Annotated in this window: 8 protein-coding genes and 1 pseudogene; 5 read left to right on the forward strand and 4 right to left on the reverse strand. The window is 74.2% G+C overall.

Annotated elements, in window-relative coordinates; all coding sequences use genetic code 11:
* The first annotated feature begins 85 nt into the window (after nt 1-85).
* From Cco03nite_RS06260 to Cco03nite_RS06270, 3 genes and pseudogenes are all read left to right on the forward strand, one after another.
* The gene (locus tag Cco03nite_RS06260) at nt 86-3,337 is read left to right on the forward strand and encodes a S8 family peptidase (RefSeq protein WP_203689513.1); all 3,252 of its coding nucleotides are present in this window, start codon (nt 86-88) and stop codon (nt 3,335-3,337) included.
* A gap of 42 nt (nt 3,338-3,379) precedes the next feature.
* Nucleotides 3,380-3,574 (forward strand): annotated as a pseudogene (locus tag Cco03nite_RS06265) (type II toxin-antitoxin system RelE/ParE family toxin); the annotation flags it as partial.
* Nucleotides 3,571-3,897 (forward strand): XRE family transcriptional regulator, encoded by a 327-nt coding sequence (locus tag Cco03nite_RS06270; RefSeq protein WP_203689515.1) that lies wholly within the window; start codon nt 3,571-3,573, stop codon nt 3,895-3,897. The pseudogene Cco03nite_RS06265 and the gene Cco03nite_RS06270, both read left to right, overlap by 4 nt.
* A 93-nt stretch (nt 3,898-3,990) precedes the next feature.
* Here the strand turns inward: Cco03nite_RS06270 and Cco03nite_RS06275 are convergent, their stop codons facing one another.
* Nucleotides 3,991-5,145, reverse strand: coding sequence for an acyl-CoA dehydrogenase family protein (locus tag Cco03nite_RS06275; RefSeq protein ID WP_373314214.1), 1,155 nt, complete (start codon nt 5,143-5,145; stop codon nt 3,991-3,993).
* 245 nt (nt 5,146-5,390) lie between these two features.
* Between Cco03nite_RS06275 and Cco03nite_RS06280 the strand changes: the two genes are divergently transcribed.
* On the forward strand, nt 5,391-6,743 hold the full coding sequence (locus Cco03nite_RS06280) for a UDP-glucose dehydrogenase family protein (protein ID WP_373314216.1): 1,353 nt from the start codon (nt 5,391-5,393) through the stop codon (nt 6,741-6,743).
* Nucleotides 6,744-7,000: 257 nt separating this feature from the next.
* Nucleotides 7,001-11,920 (forward strand): SCO7613 C-terminal domain-containing membrane protein, encoded by a 4,920-nt coding sequence (locus tag Cco03nite_RS06285; protein ID WP_203689518.1) that lies wholly within the window; start codon nt 7,001-7,003, stop codon nt 11,918-11,920.
* A gap of 149 nt (nt 11,921-12,069) precedes the next feature.
* On the opposite strand, the gene purE is transcribed toward Cco03nite_RS06285, so the two are convergent.
* Genes purE through Cco03nite_RS06300 form a run of 3 tightly spaced genes read right to left on the reverse strand, consistent with a single transcriptional unit; the run spans nt 12,070 to nt 15,973 of the window.
* Nucleotides 12,070-12,576 (reverse strand): 5-(carboxyamino)imidazole ribonucleotide mutase, encoded by a 507-nt coding sequence (gene purE / locus Cco03nite_RS06290; protein ID WP_203689520.1) that lies wholly within the window; start codon nt 12,574-12,576, stop codon nt 12,070-12,072.
* Between the two features lie 58 nt (nt 12,577-12,634).
* A complete protein-coding gene (locus Cco03nite_RS06295; RefSeq protein WP_203689522.1) occupies nt 12,635-13,780 on the reverse strand; it encodes a 5-(carboxyamino)imidazole ribonucleotide synthase in 1,146 nt (381 codons plus the stop codon).
* Nucleotides 13,781-13,795: 15 nt separating this feature from the next.
* A complete protein-coding gene (locus Cco03nite_RS06300) occupies nt 13,796-15,973 on the reverse strand; it encodes an asparagine synthase-related protein (protein WP_203689524.1) in 2,178 nt (725 codons plus the stop codon).
* Between the last annotated feature and the right edge of the window lie 70 nt (nt 15,974-16,043).

Below are 16,043 nucleotides of genomic sequence, written 5' to 3' on the forward strand. Positions count from 1 at the left end.
CTGTCACGCCCCCGCCATCAACCGGTGTCCGGGGCCGGACGTCATCGTGCCGTCCCGGGAGACACCCGGTGGCGGAGAGGACGATGTGCGACGACGGCAACGACACGCACTGACGGCCGGGGCGCTGGCGACCGCACTGCTCGCGGCGGCCCTGACGGCCCAGCCCGCGAACGCGGTGGCCATGGATGCGCCGGTCCCCCAGGCGAACGCGGCGCAGCGCCCCGCCGGCAGCGCCGCACCGGCGATCTTCACGCTGGTCACCGGGGACCGGGTCACCCGCCACCCGGACGGCCGGCTCGACATCGAGCGCGGGCCGGGGCGGGCCGGCATGCGGTTCGTGAGCAGCCGGGAGGGCGGCCGGCAGTACGTCATCCCGGCCGACGCGATGCCGCTGCTGCGCGACGGGCGGCTCGACCGGCGGCTGTTCGACCTGACCACGCTCGGCGAGTACGGCTACGACGACCGGGCGGCCGAGCTGCCGCTGCTGGTCTCGTACCCGCAGCACACGGCGGCCCAGGCCAAGTCGGCCGTCGCCGGGGCCGACGCCCGGGTGCGGGCCGACCTGCCCGCCGCCCAGGCGCTGGCCGTGCGGGCAGGCCTCGACGAGCGGGCGAACCTCTGGTCGTCACTGACCCGCGGCACCGCGTCGCGGCGCACGCTCGCGACCGGGATCACCGGCATCCGGCTGGACGGCAAGCGCCGGATCTCGCTCGACCGCAGCGTGCTCCAGATCGGCGCGCCCGCGGCCTGGCAGGCCGGATTCGACGGTACGGGTGTCACGGTCGGTGTGCTGGACACCGGGATCGACACCGCCCACCCCGACTTCGCCGGGCAGCTCGCCGCGGTCCGGGACTTCACCGGCGGGAACGACCCCTCGGACAGCGTCGGCCACGGCACCCACGTCGCGTCGACCATCGCGGGCACCGGCGCCGCCTCGGGCGGGCGGTATCGCGGGGTGGCGCCGGGCGCGAAGCTGGTCATCGGCAAGGTGTGCGCCACCGACAAGTGCCAGGACTCGGACGTCGTCGCCGGCATGGAGTGGGCGGCGGCCCAGGCCAAGGTGGTCAACGTGAGCCTCGGTGACACCGACCGGCCCGGACTCGACATGCTGGAGACCGCGGTCCAGAACCTGAGCCGCCAGCACGGCACCCTGTTCGTCGTCGCGGCCGGCAACGAGGGCAAGCCGAAGTCGGTCTCCTCGCCGGCCAGTGTGGACGAGGCGCTCGCCGTCGGCGCGGTCGACGCCGACGACCAGCGTGCGTACTTCTCCAGCCGGGGCCCGCGCCTCGGCGACAACCACATCAAGCCCGACATCAGCGCGCCCGGCGTCGACATCGTCGCGGCCGCCCCCGGCGGCGGCTACCAGCCCATGGCGGGCACCTCGATGGCCACCCCGCACGTGGCGGGCTCGGCCGCGATCCTCGCCGGGCAGCACCCGGACTGGACCGGCCCGCAGCTCAAGGCCGCGCTGATGGACTCGGCCAAGCCCGCCGGCGACGACAGCCTCTACGAGCAGGGCGCGGGACGGCTCGACATCGGCCGGGCGGTCGCGCAGCCGGTGGCCGCCGAGGCCGGCTCCATCGACTTCCCCGTCCAGCGCTGGCCGCACGCCGACGACACGCCGTTCACCCAGGTCATCGCGTACCGCAACGCGGGCAGCACGCCGGTGGAGCTGACGCTGTCGGTCGCCCCGGCTCCGGCGGGCATGCTCACCGTCAGCCCGGCCACGCTGGTCGTACCGGCCGGCGGCCGCGCCGAGGCGACGGTCATCGTGGACACCCGCGTCGACGCCCCCGACGGCGTCTACCAGGGCGCGATCACCGCGACCGGTGCCGGGGACCTGCGGGTACGCGTCCCGTTCGCGCTCAACCGCGAGATCGAGAGCTACGACGTCCGGCTCCCGCACACCGGGCGCGACGGCAAGCCGGCCACGGACTACGAGACCGTGGCGGCGAACCTGGCCACCGGCGAGTTCACCACCCTGGCCGGAGCACCGGGCGGCGGCACGATGCGGCTGCCCAAGGGCCGGTACGCGCTGTACAGCACGATCCACGAAGGCAGCGTGTCCACGCTGCTGGCGCAGCCGGTCCTGGACGTGCACGCGCCGGTCACCGAGGCGCTCGACGCGCGTACGGCCAAGCCGGTCGCGCTGACCGTGCCGCAGCGCGACGCCGCGCCGACCGGCATCCACCTCAGCGCGAACTGGGACGACGGGCTGCGCTACCCCGGCGTCCAGCTCGACGGGACGTCGTTCCAGGACGTCTTCTTCGGCCGGATCGGCCCTGCCGGCTCCGCGCCGGAGTTCGCCGTCACGCTCGGCATCGGGCTCGCCCGCCCCGGCACGGACGGGACCTTCCGGAACAGCCCCTACACGTACGACCTGGCCTATGTGCGCAAGGGCGACATGTTCACCGGCCTGGCCCGGAAGCTGTCCCCGGCGAACCTGGCCACCGTCAAGGCGGTCTACCGCAGCCAGTCCGCGACGGCGACCGCGATGCGCCACCACCGCGCGGCGGCCATCGGCGGGCCGGGCCCGATCGGTTCCAGCACGGCGATCGACCTGCCGTTCCGGGCCACCGAGTACTACAACACCGACGGCGGGCTCATCTGGACGACGACCTTCGTCGAGGGCGGGAACTCCACCATCCAGGAGTCGACCTACCAGCCGGGCCGGACGTACCAGCAGACCTGGAACGCGGCTCCGTTCGGGCCGACGGTGCTCGACGCCCCGTCCTGGTCGCCGACGGGGTACGCGGGCCGGGACGGCGACGTGATCACGGTCCAGCCGGCCATGTTCGCCGACGCGTCCGGCCGGCCCGTCGGGCGGGACGATCTTCAGGTCCGGATGCGGCTGCTCCGCAACGGCAAGGAGATCGGCACGGCCGAGGGCATGTACGCCGAGTTCGCGGTGCCCGCCGCCAAGGCCGCGTACCGGCTGGAGGCGACCGTCACCCGCGGCGCGCCGGACACCCTGTCCACGAGTGTCTCGGTGGCGTGGACCTTCGCCTCGGCCCACACCTCCGCGCCGGAGCGCTTCCCGCTCACCACAGTCCGCCCGACACCGGCACTCGACGACACCAACACCGCACGGGCGGGCCGCACTATGGCCATCCCCGTCGTGCTGGACCGGCACGCTTCGTCCGCGCCCTGCGGGCGGCTGGGCGTCGAGGCCTCATACGACGACGGCCGGACGTGGACACGGCTGCCGGTGCTCTGGGGCACCGCGTTCATCAGCCACCCGAAGCGCGCGGGCTTCGTCTCGCTTCGGCTGACGGCCGCCGACACGGCGGGCAACACGGTGACGGAGACCATCCTCCGCGCCTACCGCATCGCCTGACGCACGGCAGAGGAGGGCCGGCGGCTGTCCGTCGCCCCGCACAACCTCAAGGAGCTGCGGCCAGGCTCCAGCGGTACGACAGAGATCCGGATCCTGTTCGTCTTCGACCCGGCACGAAACGCCGTCCTGCTGGTGGCCGGCGACAAAGCAGGAAACCGGAACGCCTGGTATCGCGAGAACATCCCCGTCGCCGAGGCCCGTTACGGCACCTACCTGAAAGAGAGGGGTCAGGCATGACCAGCACCTCTGGCTATGACCGGGACGGCTTCCTCACCGAGTTCTTCCCCGATCAGGCCGATCGGGCGGAGGTCGAGGCCGGCGCGGAGCACCTCATCAACGTGAGCCGCGCGACCCGCCTGGTCGAGATGCGCAAGCGGCTCGGGCTCTCCCAGGCCGAGGTGGCCCAACGGATGCACGTCAGACAGGAGCGTGTCTCCGCCATCGAGCGCGCCAAGGTCACCACCAGCGAACTACGCACTCTCGCCGCCTACATCGAGGCCCTCGGCGGCCGCATGGAGATCATCGCCGACTTCGGTGGCGAACGCCTCGTCGTCGGCTGAGCCGCCGACACTCCTCGCACAACTCTTGAAGAGTCGCGCCCTCCGAAGCCTTCGGAGGGCGCGACTCTTCAAGAGTTACCGCAGGCGGGGCGGTCAGATGACGCCCTTGAGGAGTTGGCGGGCCATGACGATGCGCTGGACCTGGTTGGTGCCCTCGTAGATCTGGGTGATCTTGGCGTCGCGCATCATGCGCTCCAGCGGGAAGTCCTTGGTGTAGCCGTAGCCGCCGAGCAACTGGACCGCGTCGGTGGTGATCGCCATGGCCACGTCCGAGGCGAAGCACTTGGCGGCCGCGCCGAAGTAGGTCAGGTCGGCGTCGCCGCGCTCGGAGCGGGCGGCGGCGGCGTAGGTCAGCTCGCGGGCGGCGGTGAGCTTCATGCCCATGTCGGCGAGCATGAACTGCACGCCCTGGAAGTCCGCGATCGGCTTGCCGAACTGGCGGCGCTCCTTGACGTAGTCCAGGGCCGCGTCCAGCGCGCCCTGCGCGATGCCCAGCGCCTGCGCGGCGATGGTGACCCGGGTGTGGTCCAGGGTGCGCATGGCGGTGGCGAAGCCGGTGCCGGGCTCACCGATCATCCGGTCGGCGGGGATGCGCACGTTGTCGAGGTACACCTCGCGGGTCGGCGAGCCCTTGATGCCGAGCTTCTTCTCCGGCGCGCCGAAGCTGACGCCGGGGTCGGACTTCTCGACGACGAACGCGGAGATGCCCTTGGCGCCGATGCCGGGTTCGGTGACGGCGAAGACGGTGTAGTACTCGCTGACGCCGGCGTTGGTGATCCAGCGCTTCACGCCGTTGAGAATATAGTGATCTTCGTCACGAACTGCCCGGGTTGTCATGGCGGCCGCGTCGCTGCCCGCTTCGGGCTCGGAGAGGCAGTACGAGAACATGCCCTCACCGGAGGCGACCTTGGGCAGGTAGCGCTGCTTGAGCTCGGCCGAACCGGCCAGCAGCAGCGGCATGGTGCCGAGCTTGTTCACGGCCGGGATCAGCGAGGACGAGGCGCAGGCGCGGGCGACCTCCTCGATGACAATCGCGGTGGCGAGCGCGTCCGCGCCCGCGCCGCCGTACTCCTCGGGGATGTGCGGGGCGTGGAAGTCCGAGGCACGCAGCGCATCGAAGCTGGCCTGCGGGAACTCGCTCGTCTCGTCCGCCTGGGCGGCGTTCGGGGCGACCTTGGCGTCGCACACCTCACGCACCGCCTCGCGGATCGCCACATGCTCCTCGGAGAGCTGATACAGCGCGAACACCCGAGACCTCCTCAGAACCGGCTTACAGATGGGGCGTACCGGTCGGTAGCTTAACGCTCGATCAGCCAAGGTCGTCCAGTGGCTGCCGGTAAACTTTCTTTGGGGTGGTCGAGGGCGTAGGCTCTTCAACTGCTCAAACCTGATACCCCGACCCCCCTTGCGGATCAAGGAGACGAAGCGTGACGCTCCCGTACGCGAGCCAGCCTGCCCCGGTGACCCCGCCGTCAGGCGCCGCCCGGCCCCGACTGACCTTCATCGGCACCGGTTACCTGGGAGCCACCTACGCCATCTGCTACGCCGAACTCGGTTACGAGGTCATCGGCTTCGACGTGGACGTCGACAAGATCGAGAAGCTGGGCAAGGGCGAGGTGCCCTTCCACGAGCCCGGGCTCGACGAGATGCTGCGCCGCAACCTGGCCGCGGGCCGGCTGCGCTTCACCACGTCGTACCAGGAGACCGCCGACTTCGGTGACGTGCACTTCATCTGCGTCGGCACGCCGCAGCGGGCCAGCGGCCTGGGCGCCGACCTGACCTACGTCGAGGCGTCGGTCAGCAACCTGGCCCAGCACCTGAGCCGCAAGGCCCTGATCGTCGGCAAGTCCACCGTGCCGGTGGGCACCGCCGAGTGGGTCGAGCAGCTGGTCGCCAAGCACGCCCGCCCGGAGCTGGCTGTCGAGGTCGCCTGGAGCCCCGAGTTCCTGCAGGAGGGCTTCGCCGTCGACGACGTCATGCGGCCCAACCGCATCGTGGTGGCGACGAAGACCGAGTGGTCGAACTCACTGCTGCACGCCGCCCACAAGGGCGTCTTCGACCTGGCCGCCACCGAGGACCGCGAGGTGCCGGTGGTCTCCACCGACTTCGCCACCGCCGAGCTGGTCAAGGTCGCCGCGAACTCGTTCCTGGCCACCAAGATCTCCTTCATCAACGCGATGGCCGAGGTGTGCGAGGTCGCCGGTGGCGACATCACCCAGCTGGCCCGCGCGCTCGGCTACGACCCGCGCATCGGCAACCGCTTCCTGCAGTCGGGTGTCGGCTTCGGCGGCGGCTGCCTGCCCAAGGACATCCGCGCGTTCCAGGCCCGCGCCCAGGAGCTGGGCGCCGGTGAGGCGCTGCGCTTCCTGCACGAGGTCGACCTGATCAACCTGCGCCGCCGCCAGCGGGTGCTGAACCTGGCCGCCGGCCTGCTCGGCCGCAAGTTCGGCCCGGCCGGCCCGGACCTGTCCGGCGCGCGCATCGCCGTGCTCGGTGCGACGTTCAAGCCCAACTCCGACGACGTACGCGACGCGCCGGCGCTCGCCGTGGCGGGCATGCTGTCGCGCGCCGGGGCATCGGTGCACGTGTACGACCCGCAGGGCATGGAGAACGCGAAGCGGGCGCTGCCCGAGGTCGAGTACGCCAAGTCGATGGTGGACGCCGTCACCGACGCCGACCTGGTCTGCGTGCTCACCGAGTGGGCCGAGTTCCGCAACGCCGACCCGGTGGCGCTGGGCGAGGTCGCCGCGAACAAGCTGATCGTCGACGGCCGCAACTGCCTCGACGCGACCGCCTGGAAGTCCGCGGGCTGGACGCTGCGCGCCCTGGGCCGCCCGACGGTCTGACGCACTGCTGAGAAGGGCCCGTCCGCACTGCGCGGACGGGCCCTTTCGCTTGCGCGGGGTGCGGCGTGTCCCCGCGATCCACTTGCTGACTGAAATGGGGCTTTTCAAAGGTCACTCCTATTAGGCATGCTGCTGCTGAGTGGATCCATACGCCGCGTCGTCTCCGCTAGTGGCTCGTCCCGGCGGCCCGCCTGGACGGCGGACCGCCGAGGACTCCCCACCAGCGGCCGGTGATGTGCCGGGAGTCGGAGGTAGCCATGGCTGCGGCCACCAGCACGTGCTCGATGTGTGGCCGGGAACGGGATCCGTCGGTGCGCTGCCCGCACTGCGGCAACACCCCGGAGCAGCTCGCTGCCGAGGTGGCCCGGCTCAACAAGGCCATCGCCGACATGAACGCCGAGGACCTGCGCCTGTCCGGCGAGCGCAAGAAGCTGAGCGGCAAGCTGCAGGCGGCGCTGTACCAGCGCGACATCCTCGCCCACGCCGAAGCGCAGCGGCAGAAGAAGGCCGCCCCCAAGCAGCGCCGCTGGATCCCCCGCCCACCCGGTGCGAAGGACCCCGCCGTGCCGCCCCCGGACTCACCGGACCCGTCCGCGTCCGGCCCCACGGCCGGGGACGACGCCACAGTGCCCCGCCAGGCCCCTGCTGTCCCCCGTGGCGGCGGCACGGGTCGGCCTGCCGACCAGGCGCGCCGCGACGGCGGGTCCCGGGTCGCGCCGCTGCCCGAATCGCCGTCCGAGCCGCCGCCGGAGGCGTCCGCGCGCTCGGTGCAGAACATCATGCTCGCGCTGGGCTCGCTGCTGCTCGGCATCGCCGCGGTGGTGTTCGGCGCCGTCGCGCTCAGCAACGTCGCGCCCGGCATCCGGCTCACCGTGCTGGCGGTGGCCACGGTCGCGCTGCTCGGCATCGCGCCGAGCCTGGTCCGGGGCGGCCTGTCCTCGACCGCGGAGGCGCTGGCCGCGGTCGGCCTGGCGCTGCTGCCCGTCGACGGCTACCTGCTGGCGCAGCTGAGCCTGATCGACACGTCGCTGGCCGTCGTGGCCGGGCTGGTCTTCGCCGTCACCGCCGGGATCTCGTACTTCTACCACCGGGCCACCGGGCTGACCATCCCGCGGTACGCCGTGGTGATCGCCATCCAGCCGGTGCTGCCGCTGCTGGTGTACGACCTGATCCACGGGCCGGCCGGCTGGGCCGTGGTGCTCACCGTGGTCGCCGCGCAGAACGCCGTGATCGCCCGCGCCGTCGAGCTGGCCAACGCCCCCGCCCGGCCCGCGTCGGCGAAGACCGCCGGACTTCCCGAGAGCGTCGCGACGTTCATGCGGCGGCCCGAGACGGCCGCCACGGCGACCCGGCGCTCCGCGTTCTGGCTGCGTGAACTGGCCTGGGTGCTGCACGGCCTGGCCATCGCCGCCGCCACCGTGTACGCCGTGGCCGCCCTGCTCACCGCCGACACGGTGCCGTCGGTGCTGCGCGCCTCCGGCACGCTGCTGCTGGCGGTCGGTGTGGCGCTGGTCGGCGCGCTGATGCTGCGCCGGGCGCCGCTGAACGAGCTCGCCGCCGGGGCCATGGTGCTGGCCGTCATCGGCTCGGCGGCGCGGGTCGCCGTGGTCGCCCTGCCCGACCGGGCACTGCTGGTCATCGCCGCCGCCGTCGCGATCACCGGCCTGGGCGTGCGAGCCATCCCGGAGCCGACCCGGCGCGGCCCGCAGCTCGCCTCCACCGTCGCCCTGATCGTGATCGGCCTGTTCACCGCGGGCAGCGCGCTGCGCGCCGCGTTCGCTCCGGTCACCGCGGCGTGGCCGTTCGGCAGCGCCGACGTGACCGGGTTCGCCGCCGAGATCGCGCAGCGGGCCGGGCATCCCGGCTGGCCGCTGGTCGCCACGATCGCACTGCTGACGATCGCGGCGGCGCTGGCGCTGCCGGCCGCCTGGCGGCACGAGACCGTCGTCGCGGGCGCGGCGCTCACCGCGCTGGCCGCACCCGCCTCGCTGCGGCTGGACTGGGTCGCCACCCAGTGGCTGCTGGCCGCCGCGGCGATCGCGCTGCTGGCCGCCGGGATCGGCGTCGCGGGCATCGGCTCGGCCGAGGGCGGGCCCTGGGCCGCGGCCACCCCGCGCGCGGCCCGCGCCCACCTGATCGCCTCGTTCCTGGTCGGCGCGACCGCGGTCGGGGTCGCGCTGGCGCACACCTGGTCGACCGCGGGGCTGATGGTCGCGTTCACCCTGGCGGGCGTGCTGCTCGCGGCGGCGCAGCGGGCACTGCCCGCCCCCGCCGCCACCGGGCTGCTCGGCGACGCGGCGGCCGGTGCGGCGGCGTTCGCCGCGCCGCTCGCGGTCGGCACCGGTGTGCTCACCGTGTTCCCCGCGGCCGGGGAGCAGGTCGCGCTCGCCGCCGCGTTCCTCGCCTGTGCGGCGACCCTGGGCGTCGTCGCGGCGCGCCTGGTCGCGCACCGCCGCCTGGGCACCCCGCTCGCGCTCGGCGCCGGGCTGGGCGCGCTGGTCGTGGCCGGGGCGGCGTTCGGCACCGCTGGCGCGGGCGTGCTCGACGCCGGGTTGGGCGCGCTGCTGCTGGTCGCGGCGATCCTGCTGGCGCTGGCCCCGTACATCGACTCCGGCCGGCGGGCCGACCGAGCCCTGGACGGCGCGGACTTCGCCGCCGCGGCGGTCACCACCGCGCTGATCGCCGCCCTGGCCCGGGTGGCGCACCTGATCGCCCCGGCGTACTGGCTGGTGCTGTCGGCGCTGCTGGTGTTCGCGGTCGGGGTCGCCGTCCGCCTGCTCCCGGAGGAGCTGCGCCGCGGCCCCGTCGCCGGCAGTGCCATGGCCGGCGGAGTCCTCGTGCTCATCGCGGGCTACCCGGCGCTGGCCGGCGGGATCAAGGCACTCGCCCGGCCCGGCGACCTGTGGGCGGCCAACCTGGCCCCGGTCGGCGGCGGGGTGGAGTTCGGCTGGCAGGCCCCCGCCGCGCTGGTGGTGCTCGCGATCGCCGCGGCTGTGGTGCTGCCGCCGCCGCGCAGCCACCAGGCCGCCGCGATCGCCGCGATCCTGGCCACCGTCGGCACCCCCGCCGCGCTGGGCTGGCCCTGGTGGTCCCCGATCGTGCTGGGCCTGACCATCGCCACCGGGTACGCCCTGGCGGCGGCCGTGGCGCAGGACTCGCGCGCCGGATACACCCGCCTGGCCGTGGCCACCGCGGTGGCGCTGCACGCGCTCGGCGCCAGCCTGGTGCGCCCGTGGACCACCGCCGCGGCGCTCGGCATGATCGCCCTCGTCGGGGCGGCGCTCGTGCTGATGGCCGCGCTGATGACCGACCAGGCCCGGCAGGCCGACGCGCAGCCGCCCGGACACCTGGACGTGCTCGGCGGCGCGGGCGTGCTCGCCGTGCTGCTGGCCGGTCCGGCGGCGCTGGCCGCGTTCGCCGCGAGCGCCGGCAAGGAACCCGAGGTGCTGCTCACCGCCGCGCTGGGCGGGGTCAGCATCGGGCTCGCGGCGCTGGCCGCGGCCCGCCGGCCCGCCGCGCCGTACCTCGGCTGGGGCACCGTCGGCGTGGCGATCTCCGGCACGCTGATCGCCCTGCTCGCGCTCGCCAACGGGCACCCCGCCGGGGTGTACGCCGCCGCGGCGGCCCTGCTCGTGGTGCTCGCCGAACTGCTCCGCACCACCACCCGCGACCAGCTCGGCCTCACCCCCGAGCGGGTGGCCGTGCCGCTGCCGCGCCGGATCCCGAGGGAGGGGCCGCAGCGCTGGCGTGTCGGGTTCGACACCCGCCAGGAGCTGATCGAGCGCAGCCGGCGCCTCCCGTCGTACCCGGGCGCGATGGCCGCCGCCGCTGCCGCCGCACCGGCCTTCATCGCCCTCACCTCGCTCGCGCCCGCGCTGCACGCCGCGCTGGTCCGCCCGTACGACAGCCTGAACGCGATCTGGCAGGGGCCGCCCGCGGCCGCCACGGTCACCACGGACGTCGCCGCGGTGCTGACCGCGGTGCTGCTCACCGTCGCCGCGGGCATCGCCGCCGTCGGCTTCGGCGGCGGGCCCACCCGGGCCGTGTCCGTGGTGGTCCCCGGCGCGGCGGTGACGCTGCTGATCGCCCCCACCGGCCTCGGCCTGGCCTGGCCGGCGAGCGTGCTGGCCGGGCTGGGCGTGTTCACGGTCTGCATGCTCAGCGTCGCGCTCACCGAACCGCCGTCCGGTGAGGACGCCGACCGGCCCGTCCGGGCGGCGCGGGTCGCGGTACTACTGCTGGGCCTCATCGCGGGCGGTGCGGGGCTGGCCGGTGCGCTGGCCACCCCGGGGCTGACCATCTTCACCTTCGGCGGCGCGGTCGCCGTCGGAGCCGTCGCGGCGCTGGGCGGCAAGAGCCAGCGCGCCCGCATCCTGGGCTGGCTCGGCGCGGCGCTGGCCGCGCAGCTGTTCGTGCTGACCGTCAGCCTGCGCGTCGGCGCGAAGCCGGAGTGGGCGGCATTCGGCGTGCTGGGTGTCGGCGCGATCCTCATCGTCGGCGCGGCGCTGCACCCGCGGTTCACCCGCCCCGAGGCGCTGCGCGAGGCCAGCGCGGTCGAGTGGGCCGGCTACACCGCCGGGGTGATCGCCCTGGCCCTGGCCGTACGTGCGCCGTCGCAGGTCGCGGCGCTGCTCGTCGGCTGGGGGGCGGTGCTCGGCATCGCGGCGACCCGGGCGGGCCGGCCGCCGACCCAGCGCCGGATCCTGTGGTGGGCCGCCGCGGCGAGCGAGATCGCCGCGTGGTGGCTCATCATGCGCAGCGCCGATATCGCGCTGCCGGAGGCGTACACCATGCCGTTCGCGCTGCTCGCGCTCGCGGTCGGCCTGCTGGAACTGCGGCAGCGCCCGCAGCTCGGCAGCTGGGCGGCGTACGGGCCGGCGCTGATCGCGGGCTTCGGCCCGACCGTGGTGGTCGTGCTGGTCACCGACACCAACCCGATCCGCGAGGTCGGGCTGCTCGTCGCGGCGATCCTGACCCTGGTGATCGGCTCCCGCTACGGCCAGCAGGCCCCGGTGGCGATCGGCGCGGCGGTCACCGTCATCGCCGCCTTGCACGCCCTGACCCTGGTCGGCACCACCTGGCTCGGCGTCCTGGTCGGCGGCATCGTCCTCATCGTCCTCGGTGCCAACTCCGAACGCCGCCGCCGCGCCACCGACCGCTACAAACAACTCCGCTGACCGTGGGCCCCCGACGGCCTTGATCATCGGACTTGCCTGGCACCTGTGCGTATCTTGACCGTTGATACGCACAGGTGCCAGGCAAGTCGAGCGACCTTGGTGCGGCGCGGGACCGCGTTCAGGGCTGCGGCGTGAAGGACCCGGCAGGGTCAGAGGGTCGCCTGGAGGGCGGCGTCCTTCTGGGCCACGAGTTCGGTGAGGCTGTGGGCGTAGTCGGTGAGCTTGGCGCGCAGCGTGGCGTCGTGGGCGCCGAGGATGCGGGCGGCGAGCAGGCCCGCGTTGCGGCCACCCGCGATCGAGACCGTCGCGACCGGGATGCCCGCCGGCATCTGCACGATGGACATCAGCGAGTCCATGCCGTCGAGGTACTTCAGCGGCACCGGCACCCCGACCACCGGCAGCGGCGTGACACTGGCGACCATGCCGGGCAGGTGGGCCGCGCCGCCCGCGCCAGCGATGATGACCTTGATGCCCCGGTCCGCGGCCGTCTGCCCGTAATCGATCATGAGTTGCGGCGTGCGGTGCGCCGACACCACCCGGACCTCGTAGCTGACACCGAACTCGGCCAGCGCCTCGGCCGCCGGCTTCATCACGGGCCAGTCCGAGTCGGAGCCCATGATGATCCCGACCTGCGGCGCGGGGGTCTGCTCGCTCATGCCGAAAGTTCCCTTCGATGCGTTCCGGCGGGCGAACAGAGCGGTCTGCTCCGCTCGCTCACGCCTCGGGTGCTTTTCCGTAGGTGAGCCAGTGGCCGGCGCGGGCCGCGCGGGCGCGGCAGTCGGCGAGGTCGTCGCCCAGGGCGGTGACATGTCCGATCTTGCGGCCGGGGCGGGTCTGCTTGCCGTACAGGTGGACCTTCACGCCCGGCTCGGCGGCCATCAGGTGGTGCAGCCGCTCGTCGATCGACAGTCCGCCGTCGGGTCCGCCCAGCACGTTGGCCATGACGACGACCGGCGCGGCGAGCGAGGTGTCGCCCATCGGGTAGTCCAGGACCGCCCGCAGGTGCTGCTCGAACTGGGAGGTCCGCGCACCCTCGATGGTCCAGTGCCCGGAGTTGTGCGGCCGCATGGCCAGCTCGTTCACCACGAGGCCGGACGGCGTCTCGAACAGCTCCACCGCCAGCAGCCCGACCACGCCCAGCTCGTTGGCGAGCCGGATGGCCAGCTCCTGCGCCCCGACCGCCACGTCCTCGGGCAGGTCCGGGGCGGGGGCGAGCACCTCGACGCAGATGCCGTCGCGCTGCACGGTCTCGACGACCGGGTACACCGCGACCTGCCCGTACGGCGAGCGGGCGACCTGCACGGCGAGTTCGCGGCGCAGCTCCACCTTCTCCTCGACGATCAGCTCGGCCCCGCTGGCCAGCAGGTCGATGATCTCCTCGACGTCGTTGACGACGAACACCCCGCGGCCGTCGTACCCGCCGCGGGCCGTCTTCACGACCGCGGGCAGCCCGAACGCGACCAGCTCCTCCGCCGACGCGATCGGTGCCCAGCGCGGCACGGGCGCGCCCAGCTCGGACAGCTTGCGGCGCATCAGGTGCTTGTCCTGGGCGTACTGCAGCGCGTCGGCCCCCGGGAAGACCTTGTGGCCCGCCGCGACGAGGGCGCGGATGTGCTCGCCGGGCACGTGCTCGTGGTCGAAGGTGACCACGTCGCACGACTTGGCGAAGGTGCGCAGGGCGTCCAGGTCGGTGTGGCTGCCCAGCTGGACGTCGGCCGCGACCAGGGCCGCGGACTCGTCGACGTCGTTGGCCAGCACCCGCAGGGACTGGCCGAGGGCGATCGCCGCCTGGTGGGTCATACGGGCGAGCTGGCCGCCGCCGATCATGCCGACGACGGGAAGGCCGGTGCGAGTGTCCATCGGCAAGGAGTCTAATCAGCGCCGACGTGCCGAAGCCTTCGCGCCCTTGCGACCGGTGGGCTGCGCCACGCGGCGGGGCGCGGACAGCGCCAGCACCAGCGGGGTGCGCTCGTCGCCCTGGCCGAAGGGGTTGCGCTCGCACAGCCGCTCCAGCAGCCCGGCGGGCGGCTCACCGGGCTGCGACCAGCCCAGCAGCCGCATGCCGCCGTCGCCGGCGCCGACGACGGCGCAGCCGGCGAGCATGGCGTACACCTCCTCGGGCAGGGTCTTGCGCAGCGCCGCGACGATCTGCTCGGCGACCTGGTCGGCGTCGCGCGGCGGCGGCACGACGGCCAGGTGTGCGGGCGGGCAGGCCTGCTCGCGGGGCGGGCAGACGGAACGCACCAGCGGCCCGGCGAAGCGCTCGGCCCAGGCCCGGCGGCCGAGCCGGGCGCTCAGCACCGCCAGCCCGAGCCGGACCGGGCCGCCGTGGTCGAGCGCCACCTGCATGCTCCACGGGTCGGCGAGCCCGACGGCGGGCCCGGCGAGCCGTACCAGCGCGCGGGCGTACGAGCCGGGCGAGATCTCCCAGATGGCGCGGGACAGGCCCTGGGCCACGGCGACGGGTTTCGCCGCGACGAGCAGGTGCCAGGGGCGGCGCAGCGCCTGCCGCGAGTTCTTGTCCGCGCCGTGTGCGAACTCGGCGACGTACCAGGCGAACTTCTCGGTGTAGCGGTCACCGGCCGCGATGGGCTCGGTGAGCACGGGGTGGGTGGTCCAGTCCTGCCCCGCCGCGGTGATCACCAGCGGGCCGGGCGCGGGGCGGGCCGCGGGCACGTCGGGGGTGCGCTCGTACGGCGCGAGGACCGTGGTCAGCCAGCGCTCCAGCAGGTAGCGTCGCCACAGCCGGGCCACGTCGGCGTCGGGCGCGGTCGGCAGGTGCTGCATGACGGCGAGCGCGTCGTGGTCGGTGTGGCCGTGGCGCGGGTACAGCAGCGCGCTGATCGTCTCCGCGCGCAGCCGCAGCAGGATCTCCCGCAGCGGCGGCTCCAGGGTGGCGGCGGCCGGGGCCGCGGCGGCGGCGCGCAGCGAGACCGGCGGCAGCGTGCGCTCGGCGAACCCGCGCAGCTCGGCGCGCAGCGCCTCGTCGGTGGTCTCCAGGTCCCGGTACGGGAACCGCAGCGCGACGCCGTACCGGGAGGCGACCCGGTCGGCCAGGCGCGGCAGGTGCCCGACCGGCCCGCTCCAGCCGCCCGCGCCGAGCAGCGCGTCGACCTCCCCGCCGGTGGCCCGCGCCACCGCCCAGGCCAGGTAGCTGGACAGGTCGGGCATGGGTTCGCCGACGTCGGCGAGGAAGCCGTCGACGTCGATCTCGTCGGCGAAGAACGGCAGCGCCCGGTGCCGCACGTGGCCGTCGGGCAGCGGCCCGAGCAGCGCGGACGCGTACGCGGACGAGTCCGCCGGCAGCCCCGGGAAGTTGACCGAGTACACCGGCAGTCCGCCGTGCTCGCTCCGCTCGGACAGGGCCGCGCCGAGCACCGCCGCGCCGGGCAGGCCGGGGCCGAGCAGCACCCCGAGGCGTCCCTCGCCGACCGCGCCGAGCAGTGCCATCCGGCCGGTGATCGGGTGACCCCGGTGCCGGACCGGCGGGTGCGCGCGGACCACCCAGCCTTCGGTGTGCCCGGCGGAGATCTCGACGACCTGGTGCGGCAGCACCCGGCGGATGCCGTCGAAGAAGGTGGCCGCGCCCTCGTCACAGCTGCCCACGGCGAGGAAGCGGGCGACCGTCTCCGGGTCGGGCCGGGCGGGCACACCTGCGGCGAGCAGCGCGGACGGCTCGCTGGCGACCAGCACCGCGCCGCGGCAGCGGGCGTAGTACAGCGGCGGGCCGTCGCCGTTGCGGGCCAGCACCAGGCCCTCCGGGTCGGCCATGATCAGGGTGTACGGGTCGGGGCCGCCCACCAGGCCCAGCGGCCCGCGCTCGGCGTACCGGTTGGCCAGGGTGCTCAGCTCGACGATGCCGTCGACGATCAGCGTGGTGGTGTCCAGCCGGTGCACGATCGGCATCGCCGCCCGGATCAGGAGCTTCGCGGAGCCGCAGACGCCGCGGGCCTCCTCGGAGCCGCGCGGGGCGAGCGCGCGGGACAGTGCGGTGAGCGTGTCGGTGGAGCTGCGATCGGAGCCGAAGCTCAGCAGGGCGGCCAGACCGGCCACGCGACCATCTCCTCGGGGAAGGCTGGGCGACAGTGGCGTCGTGGGGCACGCCACGCGGGGGAAGCCTCAG

It is taken from the genome of Catellatospora coxensis, assembly GCF_016862635.1.
Lineage (GTDB): Bacteria > Actinomycetota > Actinomycetes > Mycobacteriales > Micromonosporaceae > Catellatospora > Catellatospora coxensis.